Here is a 14722-nt window from a genome sequence, read left to right as displayed (position 1 = left end):
CGCTGGAGGCGCAAATGCCCGATAGGCACCCCTGGGGTCTTGCCAGAATACGCGTGCTGCAGATCGAGGATAGCCAACTCGATGCCGAACTGGTGTTGTCTGAACTGGACGCCGACGCGATCGAATACGACGTGCGCCTGGTGGACGAAGAGCGCGACTACATGGCGGCGCTGGAGGAATTCGATCCACACATCGTGTTGTCGGATTTGAGCATGCCGGGATTTTCGGGCCAGCGTGCACTCGATCTGTTGCGCGAGCGGGACCAGGATCTTCCTTTCATCTTCGTCTCGGCCACCCTCGGTGAAGAGGCGGCCATCGAGGCGCTGCGCAACGGCGCCACCGACTACATCCTCAAGCAGAACCCGGCGCGCCTGGCCTCGGCGGTACGCCGCGCGCTGCGTGAGGCCGACGCCCAGCGTGCGCGCCGTCGCGCCGAAGCGGAGCTCATTCGCGCCCAGCGTTTCGAAAGCCTGGCCATGCTTGCGGGCGGTCTCAGTCATGACCTGCGCAACCTGCTGCAACCCCTGTTGCTGGCCGGCGACAGTCTGCAGGACTATCAGGAGGATCCGCGCCTGGCCCGCCTCGGCCGCCTGGTGCGCGACTGCGGCAAGCGCGGCCTGGACATGGTGCAGTCGATGCTCTCGTTTGCCCGAGGCGCACGGCGTGCCGAGCAGGTACGCCTCGGAGGACTGCTCGATGCCATGGCCTTGCTGTTGCAGGGCAGCGTGCCGCGTACCGTGCTGCTGGAGATGCATGCGGACGATACGGAGCTCACCTTCGACGGCAATCACACCGAACTGCAGCAATGCCTGTTGAACCTGAGCCTGAATGCCATCCAGGCCATGCCCGAGGGTGGCAACCTGAGCATCGAAACCACGCAGGTTGCCCTGCTGGGATCGTTCTTCGCTAGCGACGAAGAGGCGCACGCGGGCAACTATCTGCGCCTGACCGTCTCCGATACCGGTCTGGGTATGGACGAAGCCGTTCTGCAGCACCTGTTCGAACCGTTTTTCACCACCAAGGACTCGGGCACCGGACTGGGTCTGGTCTCATGCAAGCGCATCGTCACGGCGCATGGTGGTGTCATGCGGGTGGAAAGCACGCCAGGGCAGGGCACCCGCTTCTATATCTACATCCCACTGGAGCGCTCCGCCGAAGCAACGGAGAAGGAGGAGCAATTCGACCTGCAGGGCGAGGCGGAACGCGTCCTCGTGGTGGCCGAGGAGGCCGGCCAGCTGTCACTGCTGGTCGACACGCTCGACTCGTGGGGCTATCAGGCGCATGCCAGCCAGAGCGGTACGGCCGCGTTGCAATGGATCGAGGCGCAAGGCGTGCCCGACCTGGTGGTGATGGACGCGGACATGAATCTGTTCACCGGCGTGCGCACGCTCGCCGCCTTGATCGACCATGGCTATCGCCGCGCCGTGTTGCTGCTGGCGCGCCCGGATGCACCACCGGACATGGACGAACTGCCCGTGATGGAGCACCTCTACATGGTCGACAAACCCATCTCGACGCAGAAGCTGCTGCGGACGGTACGTGAGGCACTGGAGGCGAGCGCGGCGACGCAGTTGCCGGAGGGGCCGCTTTAAGGGGGCGCCGTGTGGAGGTGGTGTGGCGTGCGGTGTGTTGTGCGGCGACTTATCCTTCCCTCCCGAACGTCATCCCAGCGGCTCTCAACAGCCGAATGGCTGCTCAAGCTGGAGGCGCTTTACAACGGCGAAGCTGGGCATCGTGACTTTCGCTCTGGTCTAGCGTGGCCGCGACCTGGCTCGCCTGCGGCGGGCTTCCGCCCTCCTGCCGGAGGCCGGGTCACTTTCTCTTGCTTGCCCAAGAGAAAGTAACCAAAGAGAAAGGCACCCCGCTTGGCGCTTGCCGAGCGAAGCTCGGCAAGTCCGTGAGGGCCGGCCGGGCTTTTCGACAGGGCTCCTGCCCTGACGAAAAGGGATCGACATCCCTGTCGATCCCCCTGCGGGCCTGATCGTCCGCCCCTCACCGCCGCACAGGGGTCCCGAAGGTCAAAAGCCCGAGCCGAAGGCTCGAGCAGCGCGTCGCGCTGCTCATCGCTCTTCGCTGTGTGCTTTGCTCTGGGGATTGCTCTTCTGCTCGTCGGGCCCCTATGACGCGGCGGGTGGGTGGAGGAAAAGCCCGTAGGGTGGCTTGCATGGATGCAAGCCAGTTTGTCGTCAGGGCAGGAGGCCCTGTCGACAAACCTCCGTAACCCACCCGCGTACCTGGAGGGCGTCAGCCCGGAAGGCGCGCCATCGGGGTGGCCTTTCTCTTGGTTACTTCTCTTTGGCCACACAAAGAGAAGTAACCCGGCCTCCGGCAGGAGGGCGGAAGCCCGCGGCAGGCGAGCCAGGTCGCGGAAGCATCACACCAGAGCGAAAGTCACTGGACCACGGCTTGACCAGCCATTCGGCTGTTGAGAGCCGCTGGGATGACGGTTAGAGGCCTTGGATGATCGGCTTCGTACTCTCGCCTACAAAATTAGCGGGCACGCAACAACAAAAAGGCCGAACAGAGTTCGGCCTTCTCGTCATCAATCGATGCCAACTCTATCAATCAATCCCAAGCTTCTTCAGCTTGTAGCGCAATGCGCGGAAGGTAATGCCCAGCTTCTTGGCAGCAGCCGTCTTGTTGTAACGCGACTCCTCCAGCGCCTTGATGATGGCCGTGCGCTCAAGGTTGCTGATGTAGTCGTCCAGGCCACCATCGGCGGTTGGCGAGGCGGCAGGCACCGGTGGCGGCGTCATCGGCATGCTGCTGGCCATGGCCGGAACCGGCTCGATCGGGGTGCGTGACGCGCGCTGCGGCAGCATCAGGTCGCTGACGTCGATCTGATCACCGTCGCACATGGCCATGGCGCGTTCGAGAATGTTCTCCAACTCGCGTACGTTGCCGGGGAAATCGTAGCTTTCCAGTGCCTGCAACGCGGCGGGCAGCAACTGCCCCGGGCCGTCACCGCTCTTGGCGGCCAGCTGGCGCAGCACGAAGTTCGACAGCAGGGTCACATCGCCGCGCCGCTCGCGCAACGGCGGCACACGCAGTTCGATCACGTTGATGCGGTAGAACAAGTCCTGGCGGAACTGGCCCTGTTCGACCAGGGTGGCGAGATTCTTGTGGGTGGCCGAGAGAATGCGCACATCCACTGGCACCTCCTCGCGCGCACCGATCGGGCGCACGGCTTTTTCCTGGATCGCGCGCAGCAGTTTCACCTGCATATGCAGCGGCAGCTCGGCCACTTCGTCGAGGAACAGCGTGCCGCCGTTGGCGGCCTGGAACAGACCTTCTTTGTCGCCCGCGGCACCGGTGAAGCTGCCCTTGCGATGACCGAAGAACTCGCTCTCCATCAACTCCGAAGGGATGGCGCCGCAGTTCACCGGCACGAAGGGACCGCTGGCGCGCGGTCCTTGCTCGTGGATCAGGCGGGCAACCAGTTCCTTGCCCACGCCCGATTCGCCGGCGATGTAGACCGGGGCCTGGTTGCGCGCCAGTTTGCCGATGGTGGAGCGCACCTGCTGCATGGCCGACGAGTCGCCGATGAGGCGCTCGTTGGAATCCTGTCGCGACGAGGCGGCATTGCCGCTGCGCTTTTGCTCGGCCAGTGCCAGCGCCGTGCGCACCAGTCGGCGCAACATCTGGATGTCGACCGGCTTGGAGACGAAATCGAAGGCACCTGCCTTGAGCGCGCTCACGGCCGCATCGACGTTGCCGTAGGCCGTGATCATGGCCACGGGTGTATCCGGATGTTCGGCTGAAATCAGCTCGATCACTTCGTGGCCGGTGCCGTCCGGCAGGCGCATGTCGGTGAAGCAAAGGTCGTAACTGCGCTCCCCGAGAGCGCGTCGGGCTTCACCCACGGTACCTACCGCATCGACCTGGAGGTCCATGCGGCCCAGGGTGATGGTTAGCAGTTCGCGGATGTCGCGTTCGTCGTCAACGACCAGGACGGTCTGTGCGCTCATGATTTCTCGGGATGTAGGTAGCGTCGGAAGGTTACTAGGCGACGCGCGCAAGGGTCAAAGTTGTGCGGCACGTGCCGTCTCTCCGTGCTCGGTCGGGCCACGCGCCGGTGGCGTCAGCACCAGCCGGAAACAGCTGCCGCCGCCGGCCACGCGGACATATTCCAGCGAGGCCTGGTTTGCTTCGCTCATCTGGCGCGCCAGGTACAGGCCCAGGCCGGTGCCGTATTCATGCGTGGTGTAGAACGGCTCGAAGATCTGCGCCGCCACCTTGGGCGCGATGCCCGGGCCGCGGTCGATCACTTCCAGGATCGGCACGCCATGCTCTCCGTGTCGCGCCACCACCATGACCCGCGCCGGCTCACCGGGCAGGCGGCCGTAGCGCAGGGCGTTCTGCACCAGGTTCCATACCACCTGCTGCAGTTGCTGCGGGTCGGCCACGGCGGCTACCGGGGTGCTGGCCTGGATGACGCGCAGCGAATCCACGCCCAGGTCGTTGCCTTGGCGGTATTCGTCGACGAAGCCGTTGGCCCAATGGCCGAGGTCGAGGGTTTCCGGGCGTGAGCGCTCGCGGCGCGACAGCTGCAGGATGTTCTCGATGATCTCGTTGAGGCGCACGCAATGGTTGTTGATGATCTCGACCATGCGCTGGTCGGTGTTGTCCAGGCCTTCGGACTCGGCCAGCAGCTGGGCGGAATAGCGGATGGCGGCCAGCGGGTTGCGGATTTCATGGGCGATGGAGGCAGACAGGCGACCCAGCGAGCTCAGCGTAAGTTCTTCCGCGCGGCGCGACACCAGTGAGGTGTCGTCGAGGAAGATCAGCACGTGGGAGTCGTCGTTTGGCGCCAGTCGGCTGAAGCGGGGCACCACCTCGGGTACACCATCGGCCAGCTGGGTGGCGGATTCGTCCAGCTTGCCGGAGGTCATCCAGTGATACAGGCGACGCGACAACTCCGGCGCCACACGGCCCAGGTCGCGTTGATCGGCGGTGGGGTTGCCCAGCAGCATCCAGGCCGACTCGTTGATCTGGTGGATGCGGTTGGCATCGTCCACCAGCAGCACGCCGGTCTTCATGCGGCGGATGATCAGCTCGTTGACCTGGGCCAGGTTGGCCAGGTCGACGCCACGCTGCTCGGCCAGCGCTTCGGTGGCGCGCATCTGCCGGCTCAGCACGTAGCAGAGCATGGTGATGGCGAAGTAGGCCAGGCCGAACAGGCTCGATTCGAGCAGCTCGCTGTCCATGCCGATATCAGAGTGCCGGCCTTCCAGGAAGGAGTGGCCGAGCACACCCAGGGTGGCCAGGGCGGCGAAGAAGCAGGACAGGCGCAAGGGCAGGATCAGCGCGCCGGCCGCCAGGTTGACGGCCAGCATCATGGCGATGCCGATGCGCGCGTCGTGCATGGTGGTGATGGCCAGTACCGCGGCGATGATGTCCACCACCAGGGCGCCCGAGACCGTGAGCCAGACGTGTCGCGTGGAACGTCGGGTGAGCGACAGCATGCCCAGCGCGAAGAGCAGGAACAGCACCGCCACGCCACGGGCCAGGCCGACGTCGGCCAGCTTGGGCCAACCCAGGGTGGTCGGGCTGAGGGACAGGCCCACATAAACCAGGGCCTGGGCCAGGCGGAAACAGTTCAGGAACAGGAGTTCATGCCGCGCCGCCTCGGGAGTCGGGCGGGCGCTGGGGTACATGGGCTGAACGGCGCTGGACACCTGGCGGGGTACTCTCGATTGGGCTGACCGGACGGTCCGGATGAGTATAAACGGGCCTAGGGATGCTCTGATTAATTCTGCGCAGGCGGCACCGGCTCTGTCTGTTCGCAGACCACAGGGGTGGCGGCGAAGGCAGACTGGACGTCTGTCGAGCCGGCGCACCGAAGGGATGCGGACAGACAGAGCCGGCCCCAACGTATTGAATTCAAAGCGATGGGGTGATGTCCAGAAGGCCCGCAGGGTGCACCGCGCGTCTTGGCAAGACGGCCAGTCTTCCCGGCGCCGCGCGACACACCCTGCGGGCCTTCTGGACATCATGCCGCCTGCGCAGAGTTAATCAGAGCATCCCTAGCCCGTATAGGGGTAGGGCATCAAGGGGTCGTAAGGTCGGCGGTTGGCGATCTGCCCCTTTCCATCGGGGCCCGCTTCCGCGAAAATACCTGGCCGTATTGCGCGGTTTTTGCCATGTCGACAGGCATGGCAGCAGCGCACTGCATGTGTCCCGGCAGCGCTGTAACGCCGTCCGTCCCCCGCCCGCCCCGGCTCGAGCCTGGTAGCGGCCGCCATGTTTCCCCGTTCGCTCGAGGTATCGAATGAATTTCCACGAGTACCAGGCCAAAGAATTGTTCGCGCAGTACGGCATCGCCGTCCCGCCGGGCAAAGTAGCCAACTCTCCCGATGCCGCTGTCGACGCCGCCAAGCACCTTGGTGGTTCGCAGTGGATGGTTAAGGCACAGATCCACGCAGGTGGCCGCGGCAAGGCCGGCGGCGTGAAGTTCTGCCGCAGCCTCGATGATGTCCATGCCGCTGCCAAGGGCATGCTGGGCACCCAGATGGAAACCTACCAGTCCGCCGGCCGTGCGCTGCCGGTGAACCTGGTGCTGGTCACCGACGCGACCAACATCGCCAAGGAACTGTATCTGTCGATCCTGACGGATCGCGATACCAAGTCCATCTCGTTCATCGCCTCCAAGCACGGCGGCGTCGACATCGAGCAGGTCGCCAAGGACACGCCGGAAGACATCCACACCATCGTGGTGGATTTCGTCGAAGGCCTGCAGCCGTACCAGTGTCGCCAGCTCGGCTTCGCCATGGACCTCAACGCGAAGCAGGTCGGCCAGCTGACCAAGATCATGCTGGGCCTGTACAAGCTGTTCAACGAGAAGGACCTGGCCCTGGTCGAGCTCAATCCGCTCGCCATCCTCGAGGACGGCAACCTCGCCGCGCTCGACGGCAAGGTCAATTCCGACGACAACGCCGAGTTCCGTCACGCCGATCTGGCCGCCATGCGCGACCTGACCCAGGAAGACGCTGCCGAAGCTGCCGCGATCACCTATAACCTCAACTACGTGACCATGGACGGCACCATTGGCTGCATGGTCAACGGCGCCGGCCTGGCCATGGCCACCATGGACGTGATCCAGCTGGCAGGCGGCGAGCCGGCCAACTTCCTTGACGTCGGCGGCGGCGCCACCAAGGAGCGCGTGACCGAGGCGTTCAAGCTGATTCTCTCCTCCGACAAGGTGAAGGCCATCCTGGTCAACATCTTCGGCGGCATCGTGCGTTGCGACCTGATCGCCGAGGGCATCATTGCCGCGGTGAAGGAAGTGGGCCTGAAGATTCCGGTGGTGGTGCGCCTGCAGGGCACCAACGTGGAGCTGGGCCGCGAACTGCTGGCCAATTCTGGCCTGGCGATCACGCCGGCTGACGATCTTAACGACGCGGCGCAGAAAGCCGTGGCTGCGGCCAAGGCCTGAGGAGCAACTGAACCATGAGCGTTCTCGTTAACAAGAACACCAAGGTCCTCGTGCAGGGCTTTACCGGCCAGCAGGGCACCTTCCACGCCCAGCAGGCGCTGGATTACGGCACCAAGGTTGTCGGCGGTATCACCCCGGGCAAGGGCGGCAGCGAGCACATCGGCCTGCCGGTCTATAACAGCGTGTCCGAAGCCGTCGACGAGACGGGCGCCGATGCGTCCGTCATCTTCGTGCCGCCGCCGTTCGCGGCTGACTCGATCCTCGAAGCGATCGACGCGGGCATCCGCGTCATCGTGGCGATCACCGAGGGCATCCCGGTGCTGGACATGCTGCGCGTGAAGAACGTGCTGGCCCAGCATCCGGAAACCGTACTGATCGGCCCGAACTGCCCCGGCATCATCACCCCGGGCGAGTGCAAGATCGGCATCATGCCGGGTCACATTCATACGCCGGGCAGGGTCGGTATCGTGTCGCGCTCCGGCACGCTGACTTATGAGTCCGTGTTCCAGACCACCAACGAAGGCCTGGGCCAATCCACCGTGATCGGCATCGGTGGCGACCCGATCAATGGCTTGAGCTTCATCGACTGCCTGAAGTTGTTCCAGGACGATCCGCAGACCGAAGGCATCATCATGGTCGGCGAAATCGGTGGCAGCGCTGAAGAAGACGCCGCCGAGTTCATCGGCGAGTACGTGACCAAGCCGGTGGTGTCGTTCATCGCGGGTGCTTCGGCTCCTCCGGGCAAGCGCATGGGCCATGCCGGTGCGATCATCTCCGGTGGCAAGGGCACGGCAGCGGCCAAGTTCGCTGCGCTGGAGAAGGCGGGCGTCACCACGGTGAAGTCGCCGGCTGACCTCGGCAAAGCCCTCGCAGGTCTGATGAAGAAGTAAGTCGAGTCTGCATGATCGACGCAAAAAGGGCCGCAGCGATGCGGCCCTTTTTTTGTTTGTGCGGTGACGGGCCGTTTCCACATGCACCGTCTTTGACTGTGTAGGAGCGCACCCTGTGCGCTAACAACCAACGGAGCGGTAACGTCCTGATCGCGCACAGGGTGCGCTCCTACAACTCAGGTGCGTGGCGCGTTTCGTAGTCCTTTGCGCGCGGCGTGCTGCAGCGCTTCGGTCAGAATCGACAGCGTGGCCGAACGAATCGACCAGTGCTGCCAGTACAGCAGCACGTCGAGCCAACGGCTGGGGGCGATCGCCTGCAATGTGCCTTGCGCAGACGGCTTCGCCAGCATCGACTCCGGCGCCATCGCCCAACCCAGACCCAGTGCTGCCGCTTCCACGAAGGCGGTGGAGGAGGGCAGGAAGTGCATCGGCGGCGCCAGCCGCGCACGCGTCACGCTGTGCATGAAACGCCGCTGCAGTGCGTCCTTGCGGTTGAATACGAGCATGGGCGCCTGCCCTAGCGAGGCGGCATTCACGCCGCGCCGGAAGTAGCGCGCCACGAAGGCGGGCGAGGCCACCGGCAGATAACGCATCACACCCAGCTTGATCACGCTACAGCCCTGCACGGGTTGGGCGGTGGCGGTGATCGCGCCCAGCACGGAGCCATCGCGCAGCAGGTCGGTCGAATGGTCCTGGTCTTCCACGCGCACGTCGAACAGCAGCCCGTGCTGCTCGTGCAGAGGAGCCAATGCGGTGAGAAACCAGGTGGCGAGTGAGTCCGCATTGACCGCGATCGCCACGGACGTTGGGCCCTTACGGGTCGGCTCCGCATGAAAAGCCTCCAGTGTTTCCGCTTCCAGCAACCGCATCTGTTGCACGCTGCGCAGCAGGCGTTGGCCGGCCTCCGTGGCCGTGCAGGGTGAGCGGCGAAGGATCAGCACCTGGCCGAGGCGATCCTCCAAGGCCTTGATCCGCTGCGAAATGGCTGACGGCGTGAGTGCGAGGCGCTGCGCAGCGCCTTCAAAACTCCCTTCATCAAGGACGGAGGCGAAGGCGGCGAGTTGGGGATTGAGCAGGCTCATGGGGCAGCATCAACCGCTAAGGTGTTGGATCTAGTTTAGAGTTTCTAATCAAACATAAAAATATTTAGTTTTACTGAAGCAAGGCGGTGCGCCAAAGTAACCACTTTTTCGAGGTACTTGGCATGTTCTCTTCGGCTTACCTGGCCGGTCTTGGTGCAGGCGCGGGCTTGATCATAGCCATCGGCGCGCAGAACGCGTTCGTGCTGCGGCAGGGGCTGCGGCGTCATCACGTCGGTGCCGTGGTGCTGGTCTGCATCCTGGCCGACATCAGCCTGATTCTGCTGGGCGTGGCTGGCATGGGTCTGGCCGTGCAGCTGCATCCTGGGCTACTGCAATGGCTACGCTATGCCGGCGCGGCGTTCCTGGCTGCGTACGGCGTGCTGGCACTGTGGCGTGCGTGGCGCGGCGAAAGCGGGCTGCAGCCGGCCGGCAATGGTATGCACAGCCGTAGCCGTATCGTGCTGGCCTGCCTGGGCTTCACCCTACTCAATCCGCACGTTTACCTGGATACGGTGGTGCTGCTGGGGAGCCTCTCCACCCATTACGACGGCGACGGGCGCTGGGCCTTTGCGGCGGGTGCGTCCACGGCCAGCGTGTTGTGGTTCGTGTCGCTGGGCTATGGCGCTCGTGTGCTGCTGCCGGTGTTCCGCAATCCCGTGGCTTGGTGCGTTTTCGACGTCGCGGTAGCCGCCTTCATGATCACCCTGGCGGTACTGTTGGTGGCCTAGCCGACGGGCTGATCGCCGGGTCCAGGGAGCGCCTCGGGTATCATAAGGCGCTACCCCGAACACGGATTCCCCGGCATGTCCTCCCTACGCCTCGCGCTCGCGCAATTCGATTTTCCGGTAGGCGCGGTTGCGGCCAATGCGGCCAAGGTGGGTGATCTACTGGCGCAGGCGCGTGAAGGCGGCGCCGCGCTGGTGGTGTTCCCCGAGTTGACCCTGAGCGGCTATCCGCCGGAAGACCTGCTGCTGCGCCCAAGTTTCCTCGCCGCATGTCAGTGCGAACTCAACGCGCTGGCCGGCGGCACCAACGGCGTCGCCGCGTTGGTCGGCCACCCGCACAGCGAAGGCGAGGTATACAACGCCGCCAGCCTGCTCCGCGGTGGGCGGATCGAGTTGACCACGCACAAGCAGGCGTTGCCCAACTACGGTGTGTTCGACGACAAGCGCTATTTCCGCCCCGGGCACGACAGTGCGGTGGCGCTGATCGATGGCGTGCAAGTGGGCATGCTGATTTGCGAAGACATCTGGGAACCCGAGCCTGCCGCCAAGGCCGCTGCGGCGGGGGCCGAACTGATCGTGGTGATCAATGCCTCGCCCTGGGACGATGCCAAGCATGCCGGCCGCGAAGCGGTGCTGCAGGCGCGCGCGCAGGAAACCGGTTGCGCGCTCGTCTATCTCAACCTGATCGGTGGCCAGGACGAAGTGGTATATGACGGCGGCTCGTTGCTGGTGAACAGCGATGGCAGCATCGCGGCACGCGCGCCGAATTTCGTCGACGCCTTGCTATGGGCCGAATTCGATAGCGAAACGCGTACGTTGCGTGCCGAAGACTGGCCCATTGCGGCGGACGGTTCGTTGGAGGCGACGCTGTACGCCGCCCTGGTGCGCGGCATTCGCGACTATATCGACAAGAACGGATTCTCCGGCGTGCTGCTGGGCTTGTCGGGTGGCATCGATTCAGCGCTGACGTTGGCGCTGGCGGTGGACGCGCTGGGTGCCGAACGCGTGACGGCGGTGATGATGCCCACGCGCTACACCTCGCAACTGTCGCTGGACGGCGCGCGCGCGCAGGCCGACCAGCTTGGCGTGGACTACCACGTCATCGATATCGAGCAGACCTACGAGTCGTTTATCCATGCGCTGACGCCGGCATTCGCAGGCAAGGCCGCCGATACCACCGAGGAAAACCTGCAGTCACGCACTCGGGGCGTGATGCTGATGGCGCTGTCCAACAAGCATGGCCGCCTGTTGTTGGCCACCGGTAACAAGAGTGAAATGGCGGTCGGTTACGCCACGCTCTACGGTGACATGTGTGGCGCCTATGCGCCGCTCAAGGATGTCTACAAGACCGTGGTGTATCGCCTTTCACGCTGGCGCAACGCCCATGCGGCGCGCCTGGGCGAGCCCGAGCCGATTCCGTCGGCGGTGATCGAGCGTCCGCCATCGGCCGAACTGCGCGATAACCAGACCGACCAGGACTCGCTGCCGCCTTACGACGAACTGGACGCCATCCTCGCCCGATTCATCGAAAGCGAGCAGTCACAGGCCGAGATCGTGGCGCAGGGCTTCCACGCGGACACGGTACGTCGCGTCGTGCGCCTGGTGCTGCTCAATGAGTTCAAGCGTCGCCAGGCTGCACCGGGCCCCCGTGTGACTACGCGTGCCTTTGGTCGCGAGCGGCGCTATCCGATCACCTCCGGTTGGAAGTGATGGATTAAGGCGTGATCGCGCACACTGTGCGCGAAAAACCAGTGAGCCAACGGAAAAAGCCGGTGAGCTCGCGCTCACCGGCCTTCTTGTTTTGCCATTACCAGCCGCGTCGCGGCTAGCCTTCTTGCATCAATGGTGACCCGAGAACGGAATCATCTTGCGGATGAGCGACGGCGAATGCGGCCAGCTCGGATCCTTCAGGTATGGATGATTCGGGTAGTTCAGTGCCAGCACCTGACGCGTCTGGTCGGCGAGGCCCTTCTGGTCCATGCTCAGGTAGCTGCGCGTAAGGATGGCCAGCGCATCGCCGGTCTGCGGCGCCTGCTGGTAATGCTCGATCACGTACTGGGCACGGTTGGCGGCGCCGACATAGACCTTATTGCGCAGGTAGAACTCGGCTACGTTGATCTCGAACTGGGCCAGCACGTCGCGCAGGTAGATCATGCGCTGGCGCGCATCCGCGGTGTAGGCGCTGTCCGGGAAGCGACGCGACAGTTCCGAGAAGTCGTCGAACGACTTCAGGTTGAAGCCCTGGTCGCGGCGCGTCTGGGCCTCGTTGCGCTGCAGGAGGCGCTCCATCGCACCGCCGGTGCGATCAAAATTGATCAGACCGCGCAAGTAATAGGCATAATCCACATGTGGATGCGTCGGATACGTCTTGATGAAGCGGTTGACCGTGGAGTAAGCGTCGTCCGGCTGGTTGTCCTTGTACTGTGAGTAGGCCAGATCAAGCTGGGCCTGCTCGTTGTAGTTGCCGGACGGGAAACGCGCGATCAGGCGCTGATACGCTTTGGAGGCTGCCGAATAGTCGGCGTGCTCCATCGAGTCGTGGGCCTTGGCGTAAAGCTTGTCCACCGGCAGGTTATCGTTGGTGTCCCTCTTGTGGCCAAACATCGAGCAAGCGCTCATCGATACGGCGATGGCGAGCACGACGAAAACTTTGAAAGCCGGCAGCTTGGTTACGCGCATGAGTAAAGGGTTCAGATGTTTGATCGAAAAGGGATGATAGCCGAAACCACCGGTTGCCCGGGCAGGCGGCCATGACGACCATAAGTCATGAGGCCACGGTGCCCCTGTCTGCCGCGGGTCGGAGGTTCGACCAGGCTTTGGCCGAGATGTTCCCGGACTACTCCCGCTCCCGCCTGACGGCGTGGATCAAGGCGGGGGCGGTGACCCTGGACGGCGCCCTGGCGCCGCCCCGCCAGCTGCTGCGGGGTGGGGAGCAGGTGCGGTTGGAAGCGGAACTGGAGGCCGAGGTGGAAATGGCTCCCGAGGACATCGCGTTGGACATCGTCCACGAAGATGCGCACGTGCTGGTGCTGAACAAGCCGGCCGGGCTGGTAGTCCATCCAGGCGCCGGCAACAGCGCGGGCACCCTGCTGAACGCCTTGCTGCATCACGATCCCGTGCTGGCCCAGTTGCCGCGCGGCGGCATCGTGCACCGGCTGGACAAGGACACTTCGGGCCTGATGGTGGTGGCCAAGACGCTGCCGGCGCATACCGCCCTGGTCGACATGCTGTCGCGCCACGACGTGGAACGGCAGTACGAAGCCGTGGTGCTGGGTACCCTGGTGGCCGGCGGCACGGTGGATGCACCGATCGGCCGGCACATGGGCGACCGCTTGCGCCAGGCGGTACGCGACGAGGAGGACGGCAAGCATGCCGTCACCCACTATCGGCTGCGCGAGCGCTTCCGCGCCCATAGCCTGATCCAGTGCAGCCTGGAAACCGGCCGTACCCACCAGATCCGCGTGCATTTGGCCCATATTGGCCATCCGCTGATCGGTGACCCGCTTTACGGCGGCGGCCTGAAGCTGCCCAAGGGCGCCACGCCGGAACTGGCCGCCGCCCTGCGCGGGTTCCGGCGGCAGGCGCTGCATGCCGAGCGGCTGGCCTTTGAGCACCCGGTCAGCCGCGAGCCGTTGTCGTTCAGCGCGGAGCGGCCGGCGGATCAGCAGGCGCTGATCGATGCCCTGCGTGCCGATACGGCACAGGCACCGCGGGATGATTGGCAGTGATCGCGTGACGGATTGGCTGATCCCCGACTGGCCGGCGCCGCCGCGGGTGCGCGCGGCGGTCAGCACGCGGCAGGGCCCCGGGGTGTCCGCCGAACCTTACGATCGCCTCAATCTCGGCGCGCGTTCGGGTGATGCGCCGGCGGCGGTGGCGGTCAATCGCGATGCCGTGCAGGCGGCCTTGGGGCTGGAACGGGCGCCGCACTGGCTGCAACAGGTGCATGGCGTCGACGTAGCGGATATCGATCGCCTGTACGACGAGGACGAGCCGCGGGCAGACGCCGCCGTGACCTGCCGGATGGGTGAGCCGCTGGCAATACTCACAGCCGACTGCCTGCCGGTGCTGTTTTGCGCGCTCGACGGCGACGCTGTCGCGGCGGCGCATGCCGGCTGGCGCGGCATGGTGGCTGGTGTGCTGGAGGCGGCCTTAGCTTCGCTGCCGGCACCGCCAGCGAAGATCATGGCCTGGTTGGGGCCGTGCATCGGTGCGCCCAGCTACGAAATAGGCGAAGAGGTGCGCGATGCGTTCCTCGCTGTCGATGCCGGCGCGGATGGATGCTTCATGTCGACCAGGCCAGGACACTGGCTGTGCGATCTCGCCGGATTGGCGCGTCGCCGGCTGCTGACGGCGGGTGTCGCGCAGGTCTACGGCGGTGGCTTCGATACGCGGATCGATGAGCGCTTCTATTCCTATCGCAGGGATGGTGCGCATAGCGGGCGTTTCGCCAGCCTGATCTGGATGGAAGGGTAGATAAACCCCTCCGCGCGTCATCCCAGCATGACCAGCCCTTCGGCTGTTGAGAGCCGCTGGGATGACGCGCAACAAAGAGCTCGTGATTTGGGCGTTGCCCACAGACGTGCAACG

At 64.6% G+C, this 14722-nt stretch carries 11 protein-coding genes; 7 read left to right on the top strand and 4 right to left on the bottom strand.

What is annotated here, in order from left to right; genetic code table 11:
- The first annotated feature begins 14 nt into the window (after nucleotides 1-14).
- Entirely contained in the window at nucleotides 15-1592 is a 1578-nt protein-coding gene (locus ACT01B_RS17780) for a response regulator (protein ID WP_445144537.1), read from the top strand.
- A 969-nt stretch (nucleotides 1593-2561) separates the two neighbouring features.
- Here ACT01B_RS17780 and ACT01B_RS17775 read toward each other — a convergent pair.
- Both ACT01B_RS17775 and ACT01B_RS17770 read right to left on the bottom strand, forming a co-directional pair.
- Nucleotides 2562-3968, bottom strand: a complete 1407-nt coding sequence (locus ACT01B_RS17775; protein WP_445144536.1) for a sigma-54-dependent transcriptional regulator — start codon at nucleotides 3966-3968, stop codon at nucleotides 2562-2564.
- Between the two features lie 54 nt (nucleotides 3969-4022).
- The gene (locus ACT01B_RS17770; RefSeq protein WP_445147522.1) at nucleotides 4023-5657 is read right to left on the bottom strand and encodes a sensor histidine kinase; all 1635 of its coding nucleotides are present in this window, start codon (nucleotides 5655-5657) and stop codon (nucleotides 4023-4025) included.
- A 614-nt stretch (nucleotides 5658-6271) separates the two neighbouring features.
- On the opposite strand from ACT01B_RS17770, the gene sucC reads away from it, so the two are divergent.
- Together sucC and sucD are read left to right on the top strand one after the other, a co-directional pair.
- Nucleotides 6272-7435 (top strand): ADP-forming succinate--CoA ligase subunit beta, encoded by a 1164-nt coding sequence (gene sucC, locus ACT01B_RS17765; protein ID WP_445144535.1) that lies wholly within the window; start codon nucleotides 6272-6274, stop codon nucleotides 7433-7435.
- A 14-nt stretch (nucleotides 7436-7449) separates the two neighbouring features.
- Nucleotides 7450-8325 (top strand): succinate--CoA ligase subunit alpha, encoded by an 876-nt coding sequence (gene sucD / locus ACT01B_RS17760; protein WP_445144534.1) that lies wholly within the window; start codon nucleotides 7450-7452, stop codon nucleotides 8323-8325.
- A 176-nt stretch (nucleotides 8326-8501) separates the two neighbouring features.
- Here sucD and ACT01B_RS17755 read toward each other — a convergent pair whose 3' ends face one another.
- A complete protein-coding gene (locus tag ACT01B_RS17755; protein ID WP_445144533.1) occupies nucleotides 8502-9407 on the bottom strand; it encodes a LysR family transcriptional regulator ArgP in 906 nt (301 codons plus the stop codon).
- 122 nt (nucleotides 9408-9529) lie between these two features.
- Here ACT01B_RS17755 and ACT01B_RS17750 point away from each other — a divergent pair, with 122 nt between their 5' ends.
- Nucleotides 9530-10135, top strand: a complete 606-nt coding sequence (locus tag ACT01B_RS17750) for a LysE/ArgO family amino acid transporter (RefSeq protein WP_445144532.1) — start codon at nucleotides 9530-9532, stop codon at nucleotides 10133-10135.
- Between the two features lie 75 nt (nucleotides 10136-10210).
- Nucleotides 10211-11842 carry an NAD+ synthase gene (locus ACT01B_RS17745; protein WP_445144531.1) on the top strand — a complete coding sequence of 544 codons (1632 nt, stop codon included), beginning with the start codon at nucleotides 10211-10213 and terminating at the stop codon, nucleotides 11840-11842.
- A 129-nt stretch (nucleotides 11843-11971) separates the two neighbouring features.
- Here the strand turns inward: ACT01B_RS17745 and ACT01B_RS17740 are convergent, their stop codons facing one another.
- On the bottom strand, nucleotides 11972-12811 hold the full coding sequence (locus ACT01B_RS17740; RefSeq protein ID WP_445144530.1) for an outer membrane protein assembly factor BamD: 840 nt from the start codon (nucleotides 12809-12811) through the stop codon (nucleotides 11972-11974).
- A 71-nt stretch (nucleotides 12812-12882) separates the two neighbouring features.
- Between ACT01B_RS17740 and rluD the strand changes: the two genes are divergently transcribed.
- Nucleotides 12883-13860: a 23S rRNA pseudouridine(1911/1915/1917) synthase RluD gene (gene rluD / locus ACT01B_RS17735; RefSeq protein ID WP_445144529.1), complete on the top strand. Its 978-nt coding sequence runs from the start codon at nucleotides 12883-12885 to the stop codon at nucleotides 13858-13860.
- Entirely contained in the window at nucleotides 13847-14608 is a 762-nt protein-coding gene (gene pgeF, locus ACT01B_RS17730) for a peptidoglycan editing factor PgeF (protein ID WP_445144528.1), read from the top strand. Before rluD ends, pgeF begins: the two co-directional genes overlap by 14 nt.
- Nucleotides 14609-14722 lie beyond the last annotated feature (114 nt).

This window comes from Dyella sp. Tek66A03, from assembly GCF_052567735.1.
The sequence above is the reverse complement of the archived record's forward strand: the minus strand, read 5'-3'. Positions and strand labels throughout refer to the sequence as shown.

Excerpts from the sequence above, each read along its gene's own strand:
- sucD (WP_445144534.1), top strand. The coding sequence starts at position 7,450 with ATGAGCGTTCTCGTTAACAAGAACACCAAGGTCCTCGTGCAGGGCTTT.
- ACT01B_RS17755 (WP_445144533.1), bottom strand. The coding sequence starts at position 9,407 with ATGAGCCTGCTCAATCCCCAACTCGCCGCCTTCGCCTCCGTCCTTGAT.
- ACT01B_RS17740 (WP_445144530.1), bottom strand. The coding sequence starts at position 12,811 with ATGCGCGTAACCAAGCTGCCGGCTTTCAAAGTTTTCGTCGTGCTCGCC.
- sucC (WP_445144535.1), top strand. The coding sequence starts at position 6,272 with ATGAATTTCCACGAGTACCAGGCCAAAGAATTGTTCGCGCAGTACGGC.
- ACT01B_RS17745 (WP_445144531.1), top strand. The coding sequence starts at position 10,211 with ATGTCCTCCCTACGCCTCGCGCTCGCGCAATTCGATTTTCCGGTAGGC.
- ACT01B_RS17750 (WP_445144532.1), top strand. The coding sequence starts at position 9,530 with ATGTTCTCTTCGGCTTACCTGGCCGGTCTTGGTGCAGGCGCGGGCTTG.
- ACT01B_RS17780 (WP_445144537.1), top strand. The coding sequence starts at position 15 with ATGCCCGATAGGCACCCCTGGGGTCTTGCCAGAATACGCGTGCTGCAG.
- pgeF (WP_445144528.1), top strand. The coding sequence starts at position 13,847 with ATGATTGGCAGTGATCGCGTGACGGATTGGCTGATCCCCGACTGGCCG.
- rluD (WP_445144529.1), top strand. The coding sequence starts at position 12,883 with ATGACGACCATAAGTCATGAGGCCACGGTGCCCCTGTCTGCCGCGGGT.
- ACT01B_RS17775 (WP_445144536.1), bottom strand. The coding sequence starts at position 3,968 with ATGAGCGCACAGACCGTCCTGGTCGTTGACGACGAACGCGACATCCGC.
- ACT01B_RS17770 (WP_445147522.1), bottom strand. The coding sequence starts at position 5,657 with ATGTACCCCAGCGCCCGCCCGACTCCCGAGGCGGCGCGGCATGAACTC.